21 protein-coding genes are annotated in these 21203 nt (G+C 50.3%); 17 read left to right on the top strand and 4 right to left on the bottom strand.

What is annotated here, in order from left to right; translation table 11 throughout:
• Window positions 1-28: 28 nt before the first annotated feature.
• Entirely contained in the window at window positions 29-805 is a 777-nt protein-coding gene (locus ACFQ2I_RS11565; protein WP_377564354.1) for an alkaline phosphatase family protein, read from the top strand.
• A 174-nt stretch (window positions 806-979) separates the two neighbouring features.
• On the opposite strand, the gene ACFQ2I_RS11570 is transcribed toward ACFQ2I_RS11565, so the two are convergent.
• Window positions 980-1303: a 2Fe-2S iron-sulfur cluster-binding protein gene (locus ACFQ2I_RS11570; RefSeq protein ID WP_377564355.1), complete on the bottom strand. Its 324-nt coding sequence runs from the start codon at window positions 1301-1303 to the stop codon at window positions 980-982.
• Window positions 1304-1534: 231 nt separating this feature from the next.
• Between ACFQ2I_RS11570 and ACFQ2I_RS11575 the strand changes: the two genes are divergently transcribed.
• The 4 genes from ACFQ2I_RS11575 to ACFQ2I_RS11590 all read left to right on the top strand — a co-directional run bounded on the left by ACFQ2I_RS11575 (window position 1535) and on the right by ACFQ2I_RS11590 (window position 3438).
• The gene (locus ACFQ2I_RS11575) at window positions 1535-2302 is read left to right on the top strand and encodes a tryptophan-rich sensory protein (protein WP_377564356.1); all 768 of its coding nucleotides are present in this window, start codon (window positions 1535-1537) and stop codon (window positions 2300-2302) included.
• Between the two features lie 135 nt (window positions 2303-2437).
• Window positions 2438-3040: a Uma2 family endonuclease gene (locus ACFQ2I_RS11580; RefSeq protein WP_377564357.1), complete on the top strand. Its 603-nt coding sequence runs from the start codon at window positions 2438-2440 to the stop codon at window positions 3038-3040.
• A gap of 40 nt (window positions 3041-3080) precedes the next feature.
• A complete protein-coding gene (locus ACFQ2I_RS11585; protein WP_377564358.1) occupies window positions 3081-3215 on the top strand; it encodes a hypothetical protein in 135 nt (44 codons plus the stop codon).
• On the top strand, window positions 3190-3438 hold the full coding sequence (locus ACFQ2I_RS11590) for a type II toxin-antitoxin system RelE/ParE family toxin (protein ID WP_377564359.1): 249 nt from the start codon (window positions 3190-3192) through the stop codon (window positions 3436-3438). The genes ACFQ2I_RS11585 and ACFQ2I_RS11590 overlap by 26 nt, the downstream gene beginning before the upstream one ends.
• Window positions 3439-3512: 74 nt before the next feature.
• Here ACFQ2I_RS11590 and ACFQ2I_RS11595 read toward each other — a convergent pair whose 3' ends face one another.
• Entirely contained in the window at window positions 3513-4436 is a 924-nt protein-coding gene (locus tag ACFQ2I_RS11595) for a DsbA family oxidoreductase (protein ID WP_377564360.1), read from the bottom strand.
• A 168-nt stretch (window positions 4437-4604) separates the two neighbouring features.
• Between ACFQ2I_RS11595 and ACFQ2I_RS11600 the strand changes: the two genes are divergently transcribed.
• Complete coding sequence (locus tag ACFQ2I_RS11600; protein ID WP_262679201.1) at window positions 4605-4937, top strand: winged helix-turn-helix transcriptional regulator; 333 nt, start codon at window positions 4605-4607, stop codon at window positions 4935-4937.
• Window positions 4938-5000: 63 nt separating this feature from the next.
• Here the strand turns inward: ACFQ2I_RS11600 and ACFQ2I_RS11605 are convergent, their stop codons facing one another.
• Complete coding sequence (locus ACFQ2I_RS11605) at window positions 5001-5507, bottom strand: hypothetical protein (protein WP_377564361.1); 507 nt, start codon at window positions 5505-5507, stop codon at window positions 5001-5003.
• A gap of 175 nt (window positions 5508-5682) precedes the next feature.
• Here ACFQ2I_RS11605 and ACFQ2I_RS11610 point away from each other — a divergent pair, with 175 nt between their 5' ends.
• The 3 genes from ACFQ2I_RS11610 to ACFQ2I_RS11620 all read left to right on the top strand — a co-directional run bounded on the left by ACFQ2I_RS11610 (window position 5683) and on the right by ACFQ2I_RS11620 (window position 8857).
• Window positions 5683-5886, top strand: coding sequence for a zinc ribbon domain-containing protein (locus ACFQ2I_RS11610; protein WP_377564362.1), 204 nt, complete (start codon window positions 5683-5685; stop codon window positions 5884-5886).
• 532 nt (window positions 5887-6418) lie between these two features.
• Window positions 6419-7642, top strand: a complete 1224-nt coding sequence (locus ACFQ2I_RS11615; RefSeq protein ID WP_377564364.1) for a GNAT family N-acetyltransferase — start codon at window positions 6419-6421, stop codon at window positions 7640-7642.
• A 51-nt stretch (window positions 7643-7693) separates the two neighbouring features.
• A complete protein-coding gene (locus ACFQ2I_RS11620) occupies window positions 7694-8857 on the top strand; it encodes a CAP and S-layer homology domain-containing protein (protein ID WP_377564366.1) in 1164 nt (387 codons plus the stop codon).
• Window positions 8858-9304: 447 nt separating this feature from the next.
• On the opposite strand, the gene ACFQ2I_RS11625 is transcribed toward ACFQ2I_RS11620, so the two are convergent.
• The gene (locus tag ACFQ2I_RS11625; protein WP_377564368.1) at window positions 9305-10060 is read right to left on the bottom strand and encodes a sugar phosphate isomerase/epimerase family protein; all 756 of its coding nucleotides are present in this window, start codon (window positions 10058-10060) and stop codon (window positions 9305-9307) included.
• Between the two features lie 207 nt (window positions 10061-10267).
• On the opposite strand from ACFQ2I_RS11625, the gene ACFQ2I_RS11630 reads away from it, so the two are divergent.
• The 8 genes from ACFQ2I_RS11630 (at window position 10268) to ACFQ2I_RS11665 (ending at window position 21190) form a co-directional block, all read left to right on the top strand.
• Window positions 10268-11788, top strand: coding sequence for an ABC transporter substrate-binding protein (locus ACFQ2I_RS11630; protein WP_377564369.1), 1521 nt, complete (start codon window positions 10268-10270; stop codon window positions 11786-11788).
• Window positions 11789-11831: 43 nt separating this feature from the next.
• The gene (locus tag ACFQ2I_RS11635; protein ID WP_449290078.1) at window positions 11832-12773 is read left to right on the top strand and encodes an ABC transporter permease; all 942 of its coding nucleotides are present in this window, start codon (window positions 11832-11834) and stop codon (window positions 12771-12773) included.
• An 18-nt stretch (window positions 12774-12791) separates the two neighbouring features.
• On the top strand, window positions 12792-13679 hold the full coding sequence (locus ACFQ2I_RS11640) for a carbohydrate ABC transporter permease (protein WP_377564372.1): 888 nt from the start codon (window positions 12792-12794) through the stop codon (window positions 13677-13679).
• Window positions 13680-13890: 211 nt separating this feature from the next.
• Window positions 13891-15558: a sensor histidine kinase gene (locus ACFQ2I_RS11645; RefSeq protein WP_377564375.1), complete on the top strand. Its 1668-nt coding sequence runs from the start codon at window positions 13891-13893 to the stop codon at window positions 15556-15558.
• Window positions 15555-17111: a helix-turn-helix domain-containing protein gene (locus tag ACFQ2I_RS11650; protein ID WP_377564377.1), complete on the top strand. Its 1557-nt coding sequence runs from the start codon at window positions 15555-15557 to the stop codon at window positions 17109-17111. The genes ACFQ2I_RS11645 and ACFQ2I_RS11650 overlap by 4 nt, the downstream gene beginning before the upstream one ends.
• 381 nt (window positions 17112-17492) lie before the next feature.
• A complete protein-coding gene (gene cysC / locus ACFQ2I_RS11655; protein ID WP_377564378.1) occupies window positions 17493-18059 on the top strand; it encodes an adenylyl-sulfate kinase in 567 nt (188 codons plus the stop codon).
• 4 nt (window positions 18060-18063) lie between these two features.
• Window positions 18064-20319, top strand: a complete 2256-nt coding sequence (locus ACFQ2I_RS11660; RefSeq protein ID WP_377564381.1) for a preprotein translocase subunit SecA — start codon at window positions 18064-18066, stop codon at window positions 20317-20319.
• Window positions 20276-21190: a hypothetical protein gene (locus tag ACFQ2I_RS11665; protein ID WP_377564383.1), complete on the top strand. Its 915-nt coding sequence runs from the start codon at window positions 20276-20278 to the stop codon at window positions 21188-21190. Before ACFQ2I_RS11660 ends, ACFQ2I_RS11665 begins: the two co-directional genes overlap by 44 nt.
• The last annotated feature ends 13 nt before the right edge of the window (window positions 21191-21203 follow it).

Here is a 21203-nt window from a genome sequence, read left to right on the forward strand (position 1 = left end):
AGTTTCGAATTTCGAGGAGGAATAGGCTATGAGTGAGAAAGTGCTACTCATCTCGGTAGACGGGATGCGTCCTGACAGCTTGGAAGCGGCGGGGCATTCCTATGTGAAAGAAATGATGACGAAAGGGAGCTATACGCTGCATGGGCAGACCGTTATGCCAAGCGTAACCTTGCCGTGTCATATGTCGATGTTCCACAGCGTCCCGCCGGAGCGTCATGGTATTGTAGATAATGTATATACGCCACAGGTGCGCCCGGTAGCAGGGCTTTGCGAGCAGCTTCGTACCCATCAGAAAGTATGCGCTTTCTTCCACAACTGGTCGGAGCTTCGCGATTTGACGCGTCCCGGCTCGCTAGCTTATAGCTTGTTCGTATCCGGCGATCTCTCTTCTTATGAGGCATCCAATAAGAAGCTCACCGAGCAAGCCATCGACTTCATCAATGGAGTTCAGCCTGATTTTACATTCTTGTATTTGGGACATGTCGATGAAGCGGGCCATAAGTACGGCTGGATGTCGGCCGAATATATTCAGGCTGTCCATGATTCCTGGGTGTGCATCGAACAAGCAGCATGTGCCATACCGGAGGAGTATACGGTTATCGTCACGTCGGATCATGGCGGACACGGGCGTGGACACGGGACGGATATGCCGGAGGATATGACCATTCCATTATTAATAACGGGGCCGACGATTGCTCCCGGGAAGCAGATTGACGCTGCCAGCATTCTCGATATAGCGCCGACTGTCGCCAAGTTGCTCGGCGTACCAAGCAACAAGGACTGGGAGGGCAACTGCCTCGTATAGAAGAGCAGAGTGATTAACGGCAAGGGGCATTATAAATAGGTGCAAAATAAAGGACGCGAAGAAGTGGATAGCTTCTTTGCGTCCTTTCCTGTTTTTCTTTATGGTCAATCCACTCAGGCTAAAGATAGTCCGCTGAATGGTGGCGTGGTCTCGGCCCTTTGCTTCAAAGATAGATTAATCCTGAGGACGAGTTCCGGGCTCCAAGCCTGTGGAAGTTGCTGTCTTGATCAGCCTGACGGCTACATCATTCTGAAGTCGGATCTGGCAAGATAGACGAATTGAGGGATCCTCGATCCCTTTATTGCGGAGTATCGTTGCTTCTGCTTCTCCCATCTCGCCCGCATTCCCAGAGAGCACCTCTACGGCGCATGTCGTGCACCTGGCATTGCCGCCGCATCTGTGCAGAACATCGATTCCGCTATCTTCTAACGCAAGCACTAGTTTCGTGCCTTCAACTGCTGTAATGGCTTCTCTTCCTTCTACTTGAACTGTAGGCATTGGCCATTCCTCCTCAGTTTATTCATGGTTATTTTTGGACCTGCTTATATTAAACCATTATCTTCATCCATAAGTCCAATTTAATCGTTCTTCGTTAAAAAAACTCCGGCCGTATTTCTAAATGCTTCTCCACGCGTATATTATATCAACGGTGGGTATATGTATATCATAGGAACGATGGGACAAAAACTGATTGTAATGAATAAGCTCATGAAAGAAAGGGGTTCTCCTATGAAGCGGATGTATCCGTTGCTTAATTTAATCGGTTATGCGGCGATGGTTATTGTGAATATACTAGCGGAACGGCTGCCGATCGGCGGCAAGACAACGGGAGAGATATCGGCTCAATATCCAGTGCTGGTCACACCTGCAGGTTATGCCTTTGCGATCTGGTCTCTCATTTATTTGCTTTTGCTTCTCTTTGTGTTTTACGGCTTAACGAAGAAGGGAAGGGACAGTTCGTCGATAGCGGCTATCGGCCCTTTATTTTTCTTATCTTGCCTGTCCAATATCACGTGGATATTGTTGTGGCATTATGAGCAATTGACGAGCAGTGTATTTATGATGTTTGCATTGCTGATTTCTTTAATCTTTATATATTCTGGAACGATTCGCAATGAACTCCGAAACTCAGTAGAAAGATGGTTGGTCTCGTTGCCCTTCAGTATATATCTGGGATGGATATGTGTAGCTTCCATTGTCAATGTGGCAGTGGCCTTATCCGCGAACGGTTGGAAGGGGTTCGGATTGTCCGATACCACCTGGGCTGTCCTGATGTTATGCGTAGCAGCTCTGCTTGCTCTGGTACTTGGATTGCGTCATCGGGATGTCGCCATCATGTTGGTGTTCGTATGGGCGCTGGTGGCGATAGGAGTGAAGCAGCAGGCATACCCGGCAGTAGTATGGACTGCATATGCCTGTGCCGGTATTGTTGCGATAGCGGTATTGGGGTTGCTGGTAAGGAGCGTGTCAGCGAAGTTTCGTGGCCGGCAAGGATGATAGGTTGATCCTGATGGGTTTATTGACAAATAACAGCAGGTGTAATCATAATAGGAGTAACAAGGAAGCACCTTCGTAGACACACAATTTGTGTTACTATTGGAGGTGCTTTTCATATGGAGAGGAGCGGATGTTATGGGAATCAATCGTGATGCGCAGAAGAAAACTGCCGATCAAGTGCTGGAACCGCCGGTCACTTATGAGATGTATGCCGAATGGCCGGATGACGGGCAGCGCTATGAGATTGTTGACGGGATTATGGAATTGATGTCGCCGAGGCCGTCTACAACGCATCAAGCTGTTAGCGGAGAATTAGCGTTTATCATCAAGCAAAGCTGCAGAAAGGATTTTCTTGTGTTTCATGCTCCGATCGATGTTGTTCTGAGCGAAACGACGGTCGTCCAGCCGGATATTCTCATGATTCATCGCAGCCGCGAGCATATTGTGACGAAGAGAGGGATTGAAGGCCCGCCGGATTTGGTCATCGAAATTTTATCGCCTAGCTCTCATAAGCGAGACAAGCTCGTTAAGCGAAAGGCTTATGCCGCGCACGGCGTTGCGGAATATTGGATCATTGACACAGAAGCGCGTACGCTGGAGCAATATCAGCTGCTCGAAGGCGGACGTTATGAGCTTAACAATCTGTTTGAATGCAACGACACTGTTACTTCGGATAAGATTCCGTGCATTGGTTTTGTCATTGAAGATATATTTCGGGAAGTGAAGGATTGGGAATAGATGGATCAATCTCGGCTGTGACGGCGAAGGGGATCTCGTCGTGATGGATATTGAAGCGTTCTCTCGCCGTGAGAAGATGTTGAAGCTGCGCGAAGAGTTGTTGGCCGTGCAAGAGGATCGTCTGGCTGGACGTAATGGTGTAGCACTAGATGATTTGGATGCTTACTTGGCTTGAAGCCGCACGCAATACGAAAAACGAATTGATTTCAGCCATGCGTTCATTGACGCTGATGCCAGAGCGATATCCTTTTCTGGATGCAGAGTTTATCCCCCCTAACAAATATCACAACATGCTTGTTGAGAAGTGGTATTTGGTGCTGTATCAGATACAAGACGACATTGTCTATGTGGATGATATTGTGGATTGCAGACAAGATTATCGTTGGTTAGTGAGATAACAACTGCAAGGAGAGAAGACGTTGAATGCATCAACGTCTTCGTTGTTTTCTTAAGGGCATGAAGCCTATGCAGGTTATTTCTTTCCCCGAATATAAGCTTCACCAAGGATTTCTCCCCATTCGTATTGTTCAGGAGAAAGCTCTGCCTGGACATAGGATGAAACTTCGCTTTGCTCCAAATCATACAGAACCTCCAGCTCTCTTGAAAATAAGAGCTTCTCTACCGGGAGAAGGCTTGAAATGTCGGGCTGCGGCTTCGGTTGAAGCTCTGTCGCATGTGTAAGAACCTGCTCCAGTCCTTGAACGTATTCATCCAATGAACGAGCCCCGACTATTTTCACGCCTTTATTCTCAGCATTCATCATAACGATAGTGGGAAAGCCGCGAACGCCAAGCCTTCTCGCAAGTGTGAAGTCTTGCTCCAGGAGATTCTGACTTTGCGGTTGATCAGCTTCCGATAATATCTCCATGCTGTCGAGTCCCAATTGCTTGACGATTTCGCCCAGCACCTGACGTTCTCCAATATTACGGTTAAAGGTGAAGACGGCTTCTCTCGCTCGCCGCAAAAACGTATGAGCCAGCCGCTCATCCTTCTGTTGAATTACTTTAAATACGCGGGAAGCCGGATAAGAGGATTGGATAGGGTTGTCAAGCCATAAGGAGCCGTCAATCGGCATGCGGGAATGCTCGCCGACTTCTCTCCAGTGGCCGGCGACATCCGCCGGCTTGCTTATGCCGTTCTTGGCATCGCCAAAACCATCCCAGCTTTCCAGCAATCCGCCCATCACCGTATGGAATTCGAAGTAATGTCCGTACTGCAGCTGGAATCGCCGCAGCGCGGGTTCAAGCGCCCAGCAATGGGAGCAGATCGGATCGGTAACATAATAAAGCGTCGCCTTTTCGAAGGGGGCTTCAAAATGGATCATTTCCATCGTGTCATTCTCCGCTTCTCCACACAGTCCTGTTTTCAAATCGCACATCATCTGTTTGCTGTTCATTCGTCTATCCTCATTTCGTTGTTCATTGTATAGCGCCTGCTTGATTTCCCTTGGGAATGGTTGAACATGTTCAGTGATTGTATTTATACTAGTTGAAAGGATCAATTTATGTAAGTACGCACATTAAGGATACCTAGTGTCCAATAGGATACTGGGAAGGAGGTAGTCATGGAGGAGTGCTACAAGGAATGTCCAGTGGAATTGGCAGTAAAGTTAATCGGAGGTAAATGGAAGCTTGTCATTCTGCATCAACTTGCCACGCATGGTACGAAGAGATTCAATGAATTGCGCAAAATATTCCCTGATATTACTCAGCGTACATTAACGCGTCAATTGCGGGAGCTGGAAGAGGACGGATTGGTGAACCGGAAAGTGTATGCGGAGATCCCGCCTAAAGTGGAGTATGCCCTGTCTGAGACGGGAGAGAGCTTGATTCCGTTGCTGCTGCAGTTGAAAGAGTGGAGCTTGTCCTATATAGAGCAGCAAGTAGGGCGGGAATGAAGCGGCAAGCCATGAATGACTTCGAGCCGCGGAAAGCCTCAAGCCGATAGACAATCGCATTCCCTATTTCATTAGGTGAAGCTCAGGGATTTCTCGTATATCATTGTCCACCAGCCGGATGACTTTTTCTTGATAGGGGTGTAAAAAGGATTCGAACGTTGACCGGTTCCTTTCGAATTCACGCGTCCATTGATACATCAGTTTCAGCATGACGATATCAGAGCGGTAGCCGCACTTCTCCAGGCCAAGGTTTTGCTTGATAAAGCGGGTCATGATTCTCATTTTTCGTTTCCACAGCGGCGGATCGAGGAAGATGATCGTGTCGGCCATCTCGAATAAGTGGCGATAGGATATCCTGTCGACTCCTTCGAATATCCAGGGACCGGATTGATCGATGCCGCGAATGACCTCGAGCTGCTCTTCTGCAGTTCTCTTGTGCCTGCCTTCCGAGGTTCGATGATGAACGATGGCATCCAGTTCGTGCCAAGGGATGCCGAGTGATGAGGATAGCTGTTTCGCAAGCGTTGTTTTGCCGCTGGCTACGATGCCGGTAATCAGAATTTTACTCAAGGAAGGGAGCCTCCTATCGCGCCGAGTTGCAGCGTTAGAGTAGTGGGTGAGGTTATAGCTTAGCAGACCAGCTAATTACTTTATCAGTATAACAGAGATGTACTTGAAAAGAGCAGATATGGAACGAGGCGCGGGTTCATTCGTAAAAGATAAAAACTGAGGGAGTGATGGCGGCATGAATGAAAAGGGCTGTATGAAATGCGGCAGCAGAGACGCATCCACGAAGGAAGTTGCGATGACGGGAACGGGCTTGTCCAAAATGTTCGATATCCAGCACAATAAATTCGTTGTCGTGTATTGTAATAACTGCGGTTACTCGGAGTTCTACAATCGGAAATCGTCTACGGGCTCCAACGTGCTTGATTTATTTTTTGGATAGAGGATCACAATTGTACGAAATGGATGAGAGGGGGGTGACGCCTCTATCTCACCGTGAAACGCAAGCTAATGCCGCCAAAAAACGGCGATAGCCGTTTACGTTTAAATAGGATGAAGCATGAAGCTAATGAGGTTAATCTAACTGTATTTCATGTCATTCATTTATCGCAATACGCCTACTTTTGATCAATGAACTGGATTTTATGTTATTAATCTGGCTGAGAGACTAGTTTTAGTGTGAAAATGTCGGATTTAACTGTACCTTTTCCACTTGCAGGGTATAGAATGGAACTTCTTACTACAATAACTACTCAAAATCCAACTAAGCAGCCTCGAACTCCGCATGAAGCGCAAGAGTTGGAGGCTTATCTCATTCCACTCTCATCGCCAGTTGCATGCAACATTTTTTTAAATTATACAGGCGCTGACAATGGAAGGCAATGACGTGAGAATCTTCTTTTTCTCCAGCAATCCGTTAAGGTATAATGGTGCAAGAGTGAACGAGGTGAACATAAGAAGAAAGGTCGTGCGATATGAGTCGCCGGAAGCTTCAAAATAGACTGAAGTTGAAGAAAGTGGAGCCCGTCCATGGCGAGCAGTTTAACGATTTGCTGCGTTATGTGTTCCAGGTGACGAACAGCGATCTGCAGACGTTCGGCTGGGAGAATAGGGAAATCGAAAAGTCCAAGCTGCCCGTTCTGAAGCATGCGGATGTGCTGGGCTGGTTCGATGGGGATAAGCTGATCTCGCAGTTGGCCGTATATCCGTTCCAAGTCAATATGTTCGGACGCATATATGAGATGGGCGGACTGACAGGTGTAGGCACCTACCCTGAATATGCCAATATGGGCTTGATGAACAAGCTGATGCTGCAAGCGCTGAGCCATATGCGGGAGCGGAAGCAGTCCATCTCTTACTTGTATCCCTACTCCATTCCGTATTACCGGAGGAAGGGATGGGAGATCATCTCCAATAAAATATCGTACGAGGTACGAGACACACAGCTGCCCAAGCCGAAGGCGGTTCCCGGCAATGTAGAGCGCGTTGCCATTGATCATCCTCATATTCGGCACATTTACGAGCGCTTCGCCCTGCACAATCATGGAGCGATGCTCAGGAATGATCTGGCCTGGGAGGAATATTTGCGTTGGGACTTAGACGAGATGATAGCCGCGATCTATTATGACGGCCGCGATCAGCCGACAGGTTATCTGTTGTATTGGGTAGCGGAAGAGGTGTTCCATGTGAAAGAGATGGTTCATATCGATGAAGAAGCGCGGATTGGACTATGGAACTTTATCAGCGCTCACTTCTCAATGATTACGAAGGTAAAGGGGGATATTTACAAGAACGAGCCGCTGGCCTTCCTGTTGGAAGACGGCGATATAACGGAGACAATCGCGCCTTACTATATGGCCCGGATTGTAGACTTGCCTCTGTTCATTGAACAGTATCCGTTTCGTCCGCCTGGAGAGGATCGTAAGCTGGTGTGGAAAGTGGATGATCCTCTGCTGGATTGGAACCAAGGGACGTTTGTCTTGACGGTGAATGCGGCGGGGGAAGGAAAGCTTGTCAAAGGGAATCAAGCAGCTTCGGCCGTTACGACGGACATACAGACCTTAACGACGATGCTGATGGGCTACAAGCGGCCGTCGTACCTGGCGCGCATTGGCCGGATTCAAGCGGAGGAAGAGGCTATAGATCTACTTGAGCAACTAATCAGGCGCGAGAAGCCTTACTTCTCGGATTACTTCTGATCTCTGACTTTCTATCCTGAATCGGTTACTACATACATGGGGAGGCGCCAGATGAGAAGGTTGATTTGCTTGGTCGTGATGATGATGTTAGCGGTTGTTCCTGCAGCCGTAGTGGCAGCTGTGGACAAGCCTTCCGACTGGGCACAGCAAGAGGTGGAGAGTGCGATAGAAGAAGGACTTGTACCCCCGGATATGCAGAGAGACTACAGAGGCGATATAACGCGATCCGAATTCGCGCGGCTAGCCATGCACTTCCTGTCGGCGAAGCTGGGGAAGACAGCCGAGGAGATTGTAGCCGGGAAGGGCAAACAAGCGATGTCCGACGCATTCAGCGATACAGATGATCGGGATATTCTTGCAGCGCATGCACTGGGAATCGTAAGCGGCAAGGGGAGAGGGCTGTTCAGGCCAGGTGATCTCATTACTCGTCAAGAAGCGGCGGTTATGCTGTATCGGACAGGGAAGCTATTCGGAATGAAGTCGGCCGACGGGGTCTATTGGTTCGCAGACGACCATGAAGTGGCGGATTGGGCTGGGGAAGCTGTAGCATTCGTCTATTCGACTTCGGACACGATGAATGGTGCCAGAGTGATGGGAGGCGTATCGGAGGATCGGTTCGGGCCCAATGGCAGATATACGAGACAGCAAGCCTATATTACGTTCAAACGGCTGGGCAATGCGATGGTCGCTTATCATCCGGATCAAATGTCGGATGCTTTAACGGATATGGAACGGGAGCTGGCCGATCTAATCAATGACTATCGGGAATCGCTGGGGCTGGAGCCGATGAGAATATCGAAGTCGCTCACGAAGGTAGCTCGCTACCATGTCTATGACTCTAATGCGCATCGTCCCGAGGATGGGGTTGATGCGCGAGGCATGGAAGCCAATCTGCACAGCTGGTCGGATCAAGGTCACTGGAAGGCGGTGGCGTATACGCCCGATCACGAGTATGCGGAGTTGATGTGGAGCAAGCCTTCGGAGTTGACGGAGTACACGGACAATGGCTTCGAGATATCCGTCGCCAGATATGGAGCCGAGATCACACCTCAGATTGCCCTGGACTTGTGGAAGGGGTCTCCGGGGCATAACAATGTTATCGTGGGTGAGGGTTATTGGAGCGGGTTGAAGGTCATGGGGATAGGTATCTATGGCGGATACAGCCATGTGTGGTTCGGCCTTGAAGAGGATCCGGCTGGCTACTATCTGGAATGAATAGGTGGAGTGCTGACTGCGACTGATGAGCAGCAACAGCAACAGCAGCAACAACAAACAGCCTCCGGCTCATGAAGAACCGGAGGCATATTTTGATATGTAACGGATCTCAGTAGCCTTAATATGCGCGACATGGCCGTTTCAGCCTTTTAACGGATGCAACGGAGCTTATTCCAGCATTTCCATGTGCAGATTATCCAAAACTTGAAGAATAAGCTCAATGAGATCCGCTAATTATACCAACAGCCTCTAACAGAGCAAATAAACGCAAAGAGACCCGTTAACCATCGAAAGAAACATGGCGCAAAGAGACCCGTTAACCATCGAAAGAAACATGGCGCAAAGAGACCCGTTAACCATCGAAAGAAAGCAATTCGTGCATACAGTTCCGCCAGATGAGCGAAGGGATGTGTCCCTAAAGGAATCTGTCAGCTCACCGCAAAAGTGTTATTTTCCTCCCAGCAGGGCCTTTACATTGTCAAGGGATTGCTTCACGCTGGCATAGCCGTCAATCTTGATTCTGTCCTGCTCTACGACTACCCACTCGTAGCCTGCCGACGCGGCTTTCGCCACAATGCCGGCCAGATCCAGAATACCCGTGCCAAGTTCCGTCATTTCCTTCTCCTCGCGGCTTACCATATCCTTCAGATGCACCGTCTTGCAGCGCGTGCCATACTCGGTCATCACCTTCACCGGCTCGCGGTCCGCATGCGTCGTCCAGAACATGTCGATCTCGAAGCTTAGCTCTTCGTCAGTCGTCTCGTCGCGCAGCATGTCCAGCACTGGCCGATCTCCAAAATCATTGATGAACTCATGATAATGATTATGGTAGAGAAGATCCATGCCGGCGGCCCGAACCTTCGGCCCCATCTCCTTCACGATGCCGATCAGCGATTGCACATCGTCCATGGATTCGATTTTATAATAAGGAATAACGATATACTTAGAACCGATCACCTTGTTGTAAGCGATCACCTCATCCAGCTTTTCCAGCAGCTCTTCAATCCGCGTATGACTTCCCATCGCCTGCAGACCGTTGCTCTCCAGCATGGTCTTCATCTCTTCCGCCGGAATATCGTCGAAGCCTGCGAATTCAACACCGTCGTAGCCAGCTTCTCGCACCTTCCTCAGCTTTGCGGCGAAATCTCCTTTGTCGTAATCGCGCAGCGTGTATAGCTGCAAGGCCACCTTCAAGCTTGCCATGTTCGATTCACTCCTATCGTGATGTCTGTAATTGCAGCATTTGCAGCCATATCATAGCATAATCCTGCCGTGTCGGAACTACCTGGAAGGCGCTTTAGCAACAATAAGTCATTTTTCTGATCAATGAAGACATTATATTTACAGATAGGCGGACATTATATTTGCTAAGATAGTTCTTAATTCAATCAGGAGAGGATGTTAACAACGATGAAACGACTGCTGTCAAGCGCACTGCTGATAGTTATGCTGGTATCCTTGATCTCGGCATGCGGAAGCTCGAATAACAATGCCGGGAATGGTGAAGGCGCTGCCACCGGCGATACGAAGGAGAACAAGCTCGTCAAGCTCAACGTCGTCATGATGAGCACGAACAAGGACGATAAGGATGAGGTAGTGAAAGCAGTTAACGAGATTACAAGAGAGAAATTGAACATCGAGATGGATGTGACGTTCATCTCTTACGGCAACTACGTGCAGCAGACAACGATGATGCTGTCCTCCGGCAAAGGTGTAGACCTTCTGCCGATCTATATGACACCGCTTGCGACGGCTGCTAACAACGGCCAGATCATTCCGCTGACGAAGCTGCTGGACCAATACGGTCAAGGTCTAGTGGAAGCGATCGGCGCCGAATATATCGAGAGCGGCCGCGTAGGCAACGACATCTACGGCATCACGACTGGTCGGGATCTGGCGAAGGCATATGGCTTCGAGATGAGGAAGGATCTGGCGGACAAGTACAACATCGATTACGAAAACATTACAACATTGGATCAGTTGGAAGAAGCGCTGATGACGATCCGCGAGAATGAACCGAACATTATTCCAGTTGTGCCTCCCAACGGCGAATTGGTGCGGAACTGGGGCTGGGACCCGCTGGGCGACGATATGACGAATCTGGGCGTGCTGATGGATTTCGGCAAGGAGCTGAAGGTAGTCAATTTGTATGAGACGGATTTCTACAAGGACTTCGTTACGCGCATGAACAGATGGTACAAGAACGGTCTCATTATGCAGGACGCGATTAACAACACGGAGAATACCGGCACGCTTATGAAGGCCGGAAGCGCGTTCGGCGGCTTCGCCAACCTGAAGCCGGGCTTCGATGTGCAGGAGACTAGAAACTACGGAACGGAAATTGTCGTATCGGAGATCGTACCGGCTTACTCCACGACGACTGACGTACAGATGGCGACTTGGGCGATCAGCAGCGGCTCCAAGAATCCGGAAGCGGCGATGAAGCTGCTTAACCTGATGTATACCGATCCCGATGTGATGAACCTTCTCATCTACGGCATGGAAGACAAGCATTACATTAAAGTGGGCGACGCGGCGAACGGACAATCCATCATTGATTATCCAGAAGGCATGGACGGCTCCAACAGCGGCTATAGACCAAGCGGCGGCTGGATGTGGCCGAATCAGACGATCGGTCATGTATGGAACGGCAATCCGGCTGACTACTGGGAAGTGCAGACGGAGTTCAACAACACTGCGATTCGCTCGGAAGCTTACGGCTTTACGTACGACTCCAGCAAAGTGCGCAATCAGGTAACGGCAACCTCCAACGTCGTGGCCAAGTATCATCATGCGCTGATGACGGGCATGCTTGATCCGGAGGAGACACTGCCGGTCTTCCAGAAGGAGCTGAAGGCTGCCGGCATCGACGACATCATTAAAGAGAAGCAAGCGCAGCTGAACAAGTGGGCGGCGGAGCAAAAGAAGTAATGACCTTGTGTCGCAACTGCAATAGCGGGAAAGGAGAATGACCATGATGGCATCGCTTAAGGCGAAGAGAGCTGGACGTAAACACAACTATAGACGGTTCATTCCTATGTACATCATGATGCTTCCAGGTCTAATATACCTGCTGATCAACAATTACGTGCCCATGGCAGGCATTATCATCGCCTTTAAGCATGTGAACTGGAACATGGGCATTCTGGGCAGTCCGTTCGCGGGGCTGAGCAATTTCGAATATTTGTTCAAGACGAAGGAAGCCTGGATTATTACGCGCAATACGCTCGGCTACAATCTGGTCTTCATTATACTGGGCACGGTGCTGGCGATTGCCATTGCGATTATTCTGAACGAGATTCGATCGAAATTCTGGAAGAAGAGCTATCAAACGATCATTCTTCTTCCTTACCTCATCTCGATGGTCGTCGTCAGCTACCTCGTCTTCGCCATGTTCAGTGCAGAGTCCGGCTTCGTCAACCATAGCATTCTCACGGCGCTTGGCCTTGAGAAAGTGTCTTGGTATACGGAGCCCAAGTACTGGCCTTACATTCTGACCATCGTGCACTTGTGGAAGACGGTCGGCTACAGCTGCATCATCTACTACGCGACAGTGGTCGGCATTGATCGAGGCTACTACGAAGCTGCTGTCATCGACGGCGCGAACCGCTGGCAGCAGATGGTCCATATTACATTGCCGGCGCTCAAGCCGACGATGATTACACTTGTGCTCCTGCAGATCGGCACGATCTTCTATTCTGACTTCGGCTTATTCTATCAGGTGCCGATGGATTCCGGTCCGCTATACGATGTGACCAATACGATAGATACGTATGTATACCGCGGTCTGATCAAGCTGAACGACCTTGGCATGTCCTCGGCGGCAGGCGTATACCAGTCGCTGGTCGGCTTCACGCTTGTCTACATCGCGAACCGGCTAGTTACCCGATATAGCAAAGAGAATGCTCTATTCTAATGGAAAGGAGAATCGACCATGGTTGAGAATGGTAGAACATTTCAAATATTCGCTAATGCCATCATGTTTCTGCTGACGATATTTTGCCTGTTCCCGTTTGTCCTGCTCGTCGTATCCTCCTTTACCGATGAGGGTACGCTCATTCGCAACGGGTACTCGCTCTTCCCGGAGAAGTTCAGCCTGGAGAGCTATTCGTATATGTTCCAAAGGTTGGACACCATTGTTCGGGCGTACTCTATCACCGTTTTCGTGACGGTATTCGGTACAGTAAGCAGCTTGCTGTTAACGGTGCTGCTCTCGTATCCGCTGTCCAGAAGTGATCTGCCGCATCGCGGAAAGTTCGCATTCTTCGTCTTCTTCACGATGCTGTTCAATGGCGGTCTGGTTCCCACCTATATTATGTATACGCGTTACTTCAATCTCGACAACACGATCTGGTCGCTCATCATACCGGCCTTGCTCGTGAACGCCTTCTATGTCATTATGATGCGGACGTACTTCAGTACCAACATCCCGGATGAAGTGATCGAGGCTGGCAGAATGGACGGCGCTGGCGAATTCCGCATCTTGTTCCAGGTCGTGCTTCCGATGTCGCTGCCGATGGTGGCTACGCTATCGCTGCTGATCGGCTTGAACTACTGGAACGACTGGCGTAACGGCCTGTATTATTTGACGGACCCGAACTTGTTCAGCATACAGAATATGCTGAACACGATGCTTCAGGATGTACAATTCTTGGCCAGCGGCGGGGCGGGCAGCAATGCAAGCGAGATCGCGGCCCAGATGCCGAGCGTCGGCATCAAGATGGCGATCGCCGTCGTCGGCGCTTTACCGATCATGATCGTTTACCCGTTTTTCCAGAAGTACTTTGTCAAAGGCATTACAGTCGGCGCGGTTAAGGGGTAACAGCTTTTTCAGCGCTTATGATTACAACTCCCATATTGCCAACACGGATAAGTCTTCTCGCCTTCTCCGTGTTGGCCTTTTGTCTATAGTAGTCTGGTATATATTTCCATACCTTCATGACGCCTTCTGACAGTTATTCACACACTGCTGCTGAAGCTGCATGCTATAATATTTTTACCACTTCAACTTAATGGGGCTAAGGTGATCGAACATGCTTAGAACGTACAGCGCTTCATTCAAGATGAACGTAATCCGCGCGTTGCTGCTGATTACGCTGCCGTTAATCGGCTTGCTGCTTGCTTTCAATATATACTCCTACAATGCGTTCAACAATAAATTCGTAGAATCCAACCAGCAATCGTTGTCGCTCTATGCGCAGAACATGCAGACGGACCTGGAGACGTTGGACGCCTTTCTTACCCATGTCACGGTTAACGATTACAACTTCCGCCTATTGAGTAGTCCTGCTACCGCTCTGCAATCCCATGTGGCGTCACATGAGATTATGACCCAGCTGAAGGCGGCGCTCAATTCTTACGATATCGCCGACGCATTCTTCATCTATAGCTCAGTCAACAACATCTACCGCGATATATTCGCCAATAGCTACAGCTACGAGCTGAAGGAAGCGATCCGTACGCAGATGCGGCACTTGACGTATACGAAAGCCAATTATTATCACCAAGGCTGGATCAGCTTGGAGGTGCAGGGGAGCTACTATCTCTTCCGGCTGTTGGGCAAGGACGGCACATATGCGGCGGTCATGGTGGACTTCGAACATATTCCGGCCATGCATCTCATTCAGGAAGATACAGAGGTTATCTATGCGACGAATGAATATGCGCCTCTGACGAACGCTGCATTTGTAACAGAGCAGAATCTATGGAGTAATGATGATTACACTGTCGTTGGGGAGCCCATCGGCGGAACTGATATTCAGTTAATCTTCGCCGTACCGAAGCCGGGGGTGTTCCGTGGAGAATTTGCCATCTTGTTCTCGCTGTCACTGTTAACGGTATTGCTGGTCATCACTCGACTGTTCTACTTGAACCGCTCCATCCTATCACCTTGGCAGCGCCTGGTGACGCGTATCGGCAAGGGCTCTGATTCGGAGCAGCAGGAAGAATACCGGATGGAGGAATTCCAGCGGGTCGATGCCGCCTTCACACAGATGAGCAGCGAGATTAGTCAGTTGAAAATCGTCGCCTACGAGCACGAGATCGAACGGCAGAAGGCGGAGCTGCAGCATCTGCAATTACAGATTAAGCCGCACTTCTTCCTCAACTGCCTGAAGAGTCTATACGGCATGGCCCAGCAGCGGAGCTATGAACGCATGCAGAACATGATACTGGCCATCTCCAGCCATCTGCGCTATAACTTCAGGGACAACCTGCAGCTCGTCTCGCTTCACCAAGAGGTGGAGCATGTTCAGAACTATATCCGCATTCAGCATATAGCCCATCATATTCCTCCCTTGTGTGAATGGAGCATCGATAGCGAGCTGAATGAGTTCGTCATACCGCCATTGTCGATTCAGGCGTTCGTCGAGAACTGCGTGAAGTATGCGACCAAGCCGGGCGTGCAACTGTATATTCGTGTAAAGGCTGTGCTGCTGCAGAGCGAAGAAGGCGATTACGTTGACATTACAATCCAGGACAACGGCGACGGATTCCAGCCGTCGATATTGGAGGAGCTTAACTGCGGTGACAGCTCCTTCTACACCGACATTCACGTCGGGGTCAGCAATGTGCGGCATCGCATATCCATGCTGTACGGCGACAGGGCGACGCTCGCCTTCTTCAATACGGAAGAAGGGGCCGCCGCCGAGATGATATTGCCGATTAATTCTAGAATGAGCCAGCAGGAGGAAGCATCATGAATGTGGTAGTCATTGACGATCAGTATGATGTCGTGCAAGGCGTCATTGCCGGCGTGGACTGGCATTCGCTCCATGTTGCGCAGGTCTATCCCGCATATAGCGCGGATGAAGCGAGAGCGCTGCTCGCAGAGCATGACATTCACATCATGCTCTGCGACATCGAGATGCCGCTGGAGAGCGGGCTGGAGCTGTTCAAGTGGGTGAAGGCGCATTATCCCGCCTTGCAGTGCATCTTCCTGTCCTCGCATTCCGAGTTCGAGTATGCGCAGGAGGCGATTCAACTGGGATGCTTCGACTATATTCTCCAGCCTGCCCGATATGAGGATATCCAGGCGTCAATTGAACGGGCTATTCACAAGATTCATGCGACAGCTCATATGCAGCAGGTCTATGAATATGGCGCGTATTGGCGGGAGAATGAGGAGTTCCTGCTGGAGAACTGCATTCGCAGCTTCTTACTGGATTCCGGGAAGCAGCCCGGACAGCTGCTGCGAGACCTGAGCAATCTGGACATCCCGATCGGCCCCTCCACGTTATTCTGTTCCGTGCTGATTCAGCTGTTGAAGCCGGGCGGCACATCGATGAAGACCGACCTGAAGGAGCTGCTTGCCAATCTTGCAGGAACAGTGCAGGGCAGCTTCCTGTTCGTGCAACTGGATCGCGCCAATTGCCTGGCTCTATTCTACGGCGCTCAGGCATCTGTTCCGGCTATCGAGAGCAAGATGAAGGCATTCGTAGCCGCCGCCGAGCGCGAGCTGCATTGTCCCGTGTCCTGCTACGTCTCGGATATGGGGCCAGCCGACAAGCTGAAGCAGCATTACAAGGCGCTCTGTCATATGCGTCAGCATAATGTGGCGTTGTACAGCAAGGTGTTCACCATGCACCATCTGACGCATGTGAAGGATAGCTCTTACTCCTTCCCTGACATGGAGAATTGGGCGATGCTCATCTCTCATGGAAGCGGGAAGACGGTGCGCGACGAGATACACGGCTACTTGCTGCAGCAGAAGCAGCTTGGCATTATTTCCGCTGAATTCCTGGCGCGGTTCCATCAGGACTTCATTCAAGTCTTCCTGACTGCTGCGAAGCATATGAAGCTGGACCCTAGCGACATCTTCTTCGAGCGCTATTCCTATACCGATTACATCGGGGCTTATACGTCTCTGGACAAGATGCTGGAGCTGGTGGACTTCGTGCTGGAATACGTGCAGGAGCATACGAAGGGAGAGCTTCATGTCCAGTCTCCCGTAGAGCGTGCCATTGCTTATATTAATCAGCATATTGAGAAGAATTGCAGCCGGGCGGAGATTGCGGAAGCGATCTTCATTAATCCGGAATACCTGTCGCGCTTGTTCAAGAAGGCGATGGGCATCTCACTGAACGACTTTATCGCGACGCAGAAGATGGAGATTGCGAAGTCTCTCCTGACCAATACGAAGATTCCCGTCCATCTGATTGCTTCCAAGGTTGGCTATTCCAACTTCTCATACTTCTCCCAAGTGTTCAAAAAGCATTGCGGCCTCACTCCATTGGAATACCGTCAACAGGGGTGAGCGGATGGAGTGGTGCGAAGAAGGGCGCGCTAAAGTGGCCGAGTGGCGAGCTGCAAGCGATGTGATATCGGTTGGAAGCAGGAAAGTGGGGACGGTGATAGCCGTTCACGCTTTGAATGGATAATGTAATGAAGCTGGAGAGGTCAAAATCCAGCTAAGCAGTCTCTAACTCCGTACGAGAGTTGGAGGCTTTTTTTATTCGGCGTAGCCACCCGTTCGGGAATGTCTAATCCATTATTATACAATTTGTCACATGACAAAATTCATGACACCGGACACTAGGCACTCGGACGCATTTGCCCTAAAATTCGAGACAATAGAACTAATTATTCAGCAAAAAATTCAATTATTCGATGTAATCCGCGCTAATGGCATAATTCCTTGACCTTGCCACTTAAACGGAAAGCAGAAAGAGGAATATCGATGGGGCAAATGATATGGCTAACCGGGTTGTCCGGTTCAGGAAAGTCTACGCTAGCAGAGGCGCTCAAACTGCTTCTTAAAAATGCTTATATTCTGGACGGAGATATGCTGAGGAGAGGAATAAATCAGGATCTGGGATTCGGTGAATCGGATCGGCTGGAAGTCGGCAGAAGAATTGGCGAGATCGGCAAGATTCTGCTGGATGCCAACCTGAATGTGATCGTTGCTTCCATCTCCCCTTATCGCGCCACGCGTCATAAGGTTCGTTCTCTCATTGGAGACAGCTATATAGAGGTATATGTGAAATGCCCGTTGGAAGTATGCGAGAAGAGAGATCCGAAAGGTCTGTATAAGCAAGCCAGGGCGGGAATGATCCAGCAGTTTACAGGTATCGATTCACCCTACGAAGAGCCTGACTGTCCGGAAGTGGTGGTAGAGACAGATAAGCTCTCCATAGTGGAAAGCTTGTCGGAGATCATACAATACCATGCGTACTTACAGTTAAAGCAGAAATTCGGGGGATAAGCACATGGGACTGCTGCCCGCTAGTTTGGCAAGACGGCTCTGGAACCGAAGCCACTCGAACGGTCATCTGAATTTGATCAGGCAGTACGGCGATTCGCTAAAGCATGTCCGGGATGAGGAGCTTGGCCGGTTCGTTAGACAATTGGGGGCGAACGCCGCTCCGGCATTAAATGACGAAGATCGGATGTGCCGATTGTTCGCGGCCGTGACGGAAGCGGTTAATCGGGTACATGGCTTTGAGCTGCACGATGCGCAGCTCATCGGAGGGCTCCGCATGGCGCAGGGGCATATGGTAGAGATGGCGACAGGAGAAGGCAAGACCGTGACGGTTGCGTTGTCGGCGAGTTGGTATGCGTTGCAGGACAGAGGCGTGCATGTGATGACCACCAACGCTTATCTGGCAGAGCGCGATTACGAGCACATGAAGGCGATTTACGAGATGCTGGGTTTCAGCGCGGGGCTGAACGAAAGCGGTAGTGACACGGAATCTAAAAAGTATGCTTATCGGCAAGCCATAACCTACGGTGTGTTCAATGAATTCGGGTTCGACTATTTAAGAGATCATCTTGTATACGAGAGCGGGAAGAGAGTGCAGAGAGCCCTAGCCTACGCCATCGTGGACGAAGCGGATAGTATTATGATTGATGAAGGAAAGACCCCGCTTATTATCGCCGATCGGGACAAGATACCCTCTGAATGGTATGGCATTTGCGCCGAACTGATTAGGGGTTTTGTGATCAACGACGACTATGACGCGGATTTCCGGACGAAGCAGGCAAGCTTGACCGATTCAGGCATCGAACGTGCGGAGCGAGCGCTCGGCGTCGGTTCCTTATATGATCTGGCGAATGCGCAGGTTTTGCACATTTTGGACCAGAGTCTGCATGCCCATGTCATGATGGAACGCGATAGAGATTACATCATAGATGATCAACAGATGAAGATTATCGATTCCTTTACCGGAAGAGTGCTGGAAGGGAGATTGTTCAACGAAGGGCTGCATCAAGCGATTGAAGCGAAGGAGAGGCTCCCGTTGTCCCTGGAGAATAACGTGCTTGGGGAAATCTCGGTTCAACAGTACTTGTCGTTATACGAACGTCTCACGGGGATGACGGGTACGATCAAGACGGATGAAGAAGAAATTGAACGCCGCTTCGGATTATCGGTCTCCGTCATTCCGACGGCCAGGCCGGTTCGAAGGCTGGATGAGCGCGATTACTTCTGCCGAACGAAGGAGGAGAAGGTGGAAGTTATCCTCCGGGAAGTGAAGGCCTGTCATCAGGTCGGTCAGCCCGTCTTGATCGGCACGACGACCATTGCGCAATCGGAGGAGTTGGCTCGTAATCTGCGGCAAGCACATATTCCATTCCGTCTGCTCAATGCGAAGAATGAACGGGAGGAAGCTGGAATTATTGCAGAAGCCGGACAGTATGGAGCAGTGACGATCGCCACCAATATGGCCGGCAGAGGGACGGATATTCGACTTGGTCCCGGGGTTGATGAATTGGGCGGGCTGTATGTGATCGGTACCGAGCGTCATGAGAGCAGACGGATCGATAATCAGCTGCGCGGAAGAGCAGGGCGGCAGGGGGATCCCGGAAGGTCGAAGTTCATTGTATCTCTGGAGGATGAATTGATCGTCCGCTATGGGGAGCAAGACGGCATACATCGCAAGCGTCCAGAACATCTATTCAAGCATGCGCAGAAGTGTGCGGAGAGCAGCGGGCAAGAACTTCGTAGCTATCTCGCGGGCATGGACGCGGTCACGGGCGAGCAGCGTCGATCCTTCTATGCCCATCGGAACGAGCTGTGGCAGAGGGGTTCGCTAAGGACTGTGCTGAATCGGCACGTGGAAGCTTATATCCAGTCCGGCCGGCAGCTGTCTGTTCATTCAGAAGCCATTGATCCGGAACGATGGCCCTTCTATTGGCAGCAAGTGCTCCAATCGCCAAGACTTAGAGGATTCATACGGGTGTGGCACAAGCGGTACTTGAAGATGCTGGATCGCTACTGGATCAGTCATATGGAGTGCTTGAGAGAGCTGATGTGGAGCGTTCATTATCAATCGTATGCGCAAGAAGATCCGATTCGCGTGTTCCGTCAAGCCGCCTATGATCAATTCGCGGAGATGCAGCGGCATCTGACAGATGAAGTCGCGGAATGGATGCTTGGACAAGCAGTGCCGAGATTGCTGAAGGGGAAAGGAGGACGCGCCGATGGTGCATGCACAGCGGCTGGAAGTAAGTGCTCGCACGGTTAATATACAGTTTCCCGGCAGGCACACGGTTTATTCGGAAGTAGACGTGAGCGGAACGTATTTGATCGCCGCCAACAGGGGACTTTTTTTGATTCGATGCGGCGAGCTCACTTTATTGCTCAGAGGGAACTTCTACGGTATTACGCGCGACGAACGTTCTTGGTATATCTATGAGTCAGTGGGAAAGGTCGGCAGAATCTTGAAGCTGGATGAAGGCTTCGAACGGGAGATGGAGGTGAAAGCGGAAGTTGCATTCGCGGACCTGCCGGGGTGGATCCATCAAATCGACATGATCGACGGCAGTTTAGTCATGACGGATACGCCGAATAACCGGATTATTAAATGGGATTTCGATGCGGAGCGCTGGGCGGAATTCTATCCTCTTGGCAAGCTTGACCATAAGGAGCAATCAGCCAATTATGGACACATCAATTCCATCTATAAGCATGAAGGAAGCATCTACCTGGTCTGCCATAATCAAACGGTCAAGACGGGAAGGCAGAGTGAAATCCTGAAAGTGGACTCCAGCTTCAGAGTAACAGAGCGAATCGTTACGGATTCTTCTTGCGCCCATAATCTAATCATTCATCGAGGAATCAGGTACCATTGCGATTCGACTCATCAGACGTTGAAGGCAGGCGGGAAGGCTGTGTTCGAGTCCCAGCATTTCACAAGGGGCTTATCCATCTCGGACAATCAGATTGTCATCGGCGGATCCGTGTTCATGAGAAGGGAGGAGAGGCATAACGGCAACGGTCATTTGTACGTGCTTCATCCGGACTACTCAATCCGCACTTCATTTCTAATTCCGGGGATGGTGCAAGAGGTGCGAAGAATGGATCAGAGAGACTATTCTTTTTCTGAATGTGTGTAGACAATAACGAAGA

It is taken from the genome of Paenibacillus chungangensis, from assembly GCF_042675905.1.
In the GTDB taxonomy this organism is placed as follows: domain Bacteria; phylum Bacillota; class Bacilli; order Paenibacillales; family Paenibacillaceae; genus Pristimantibacillus; species Pristimantibacillus chungangensis.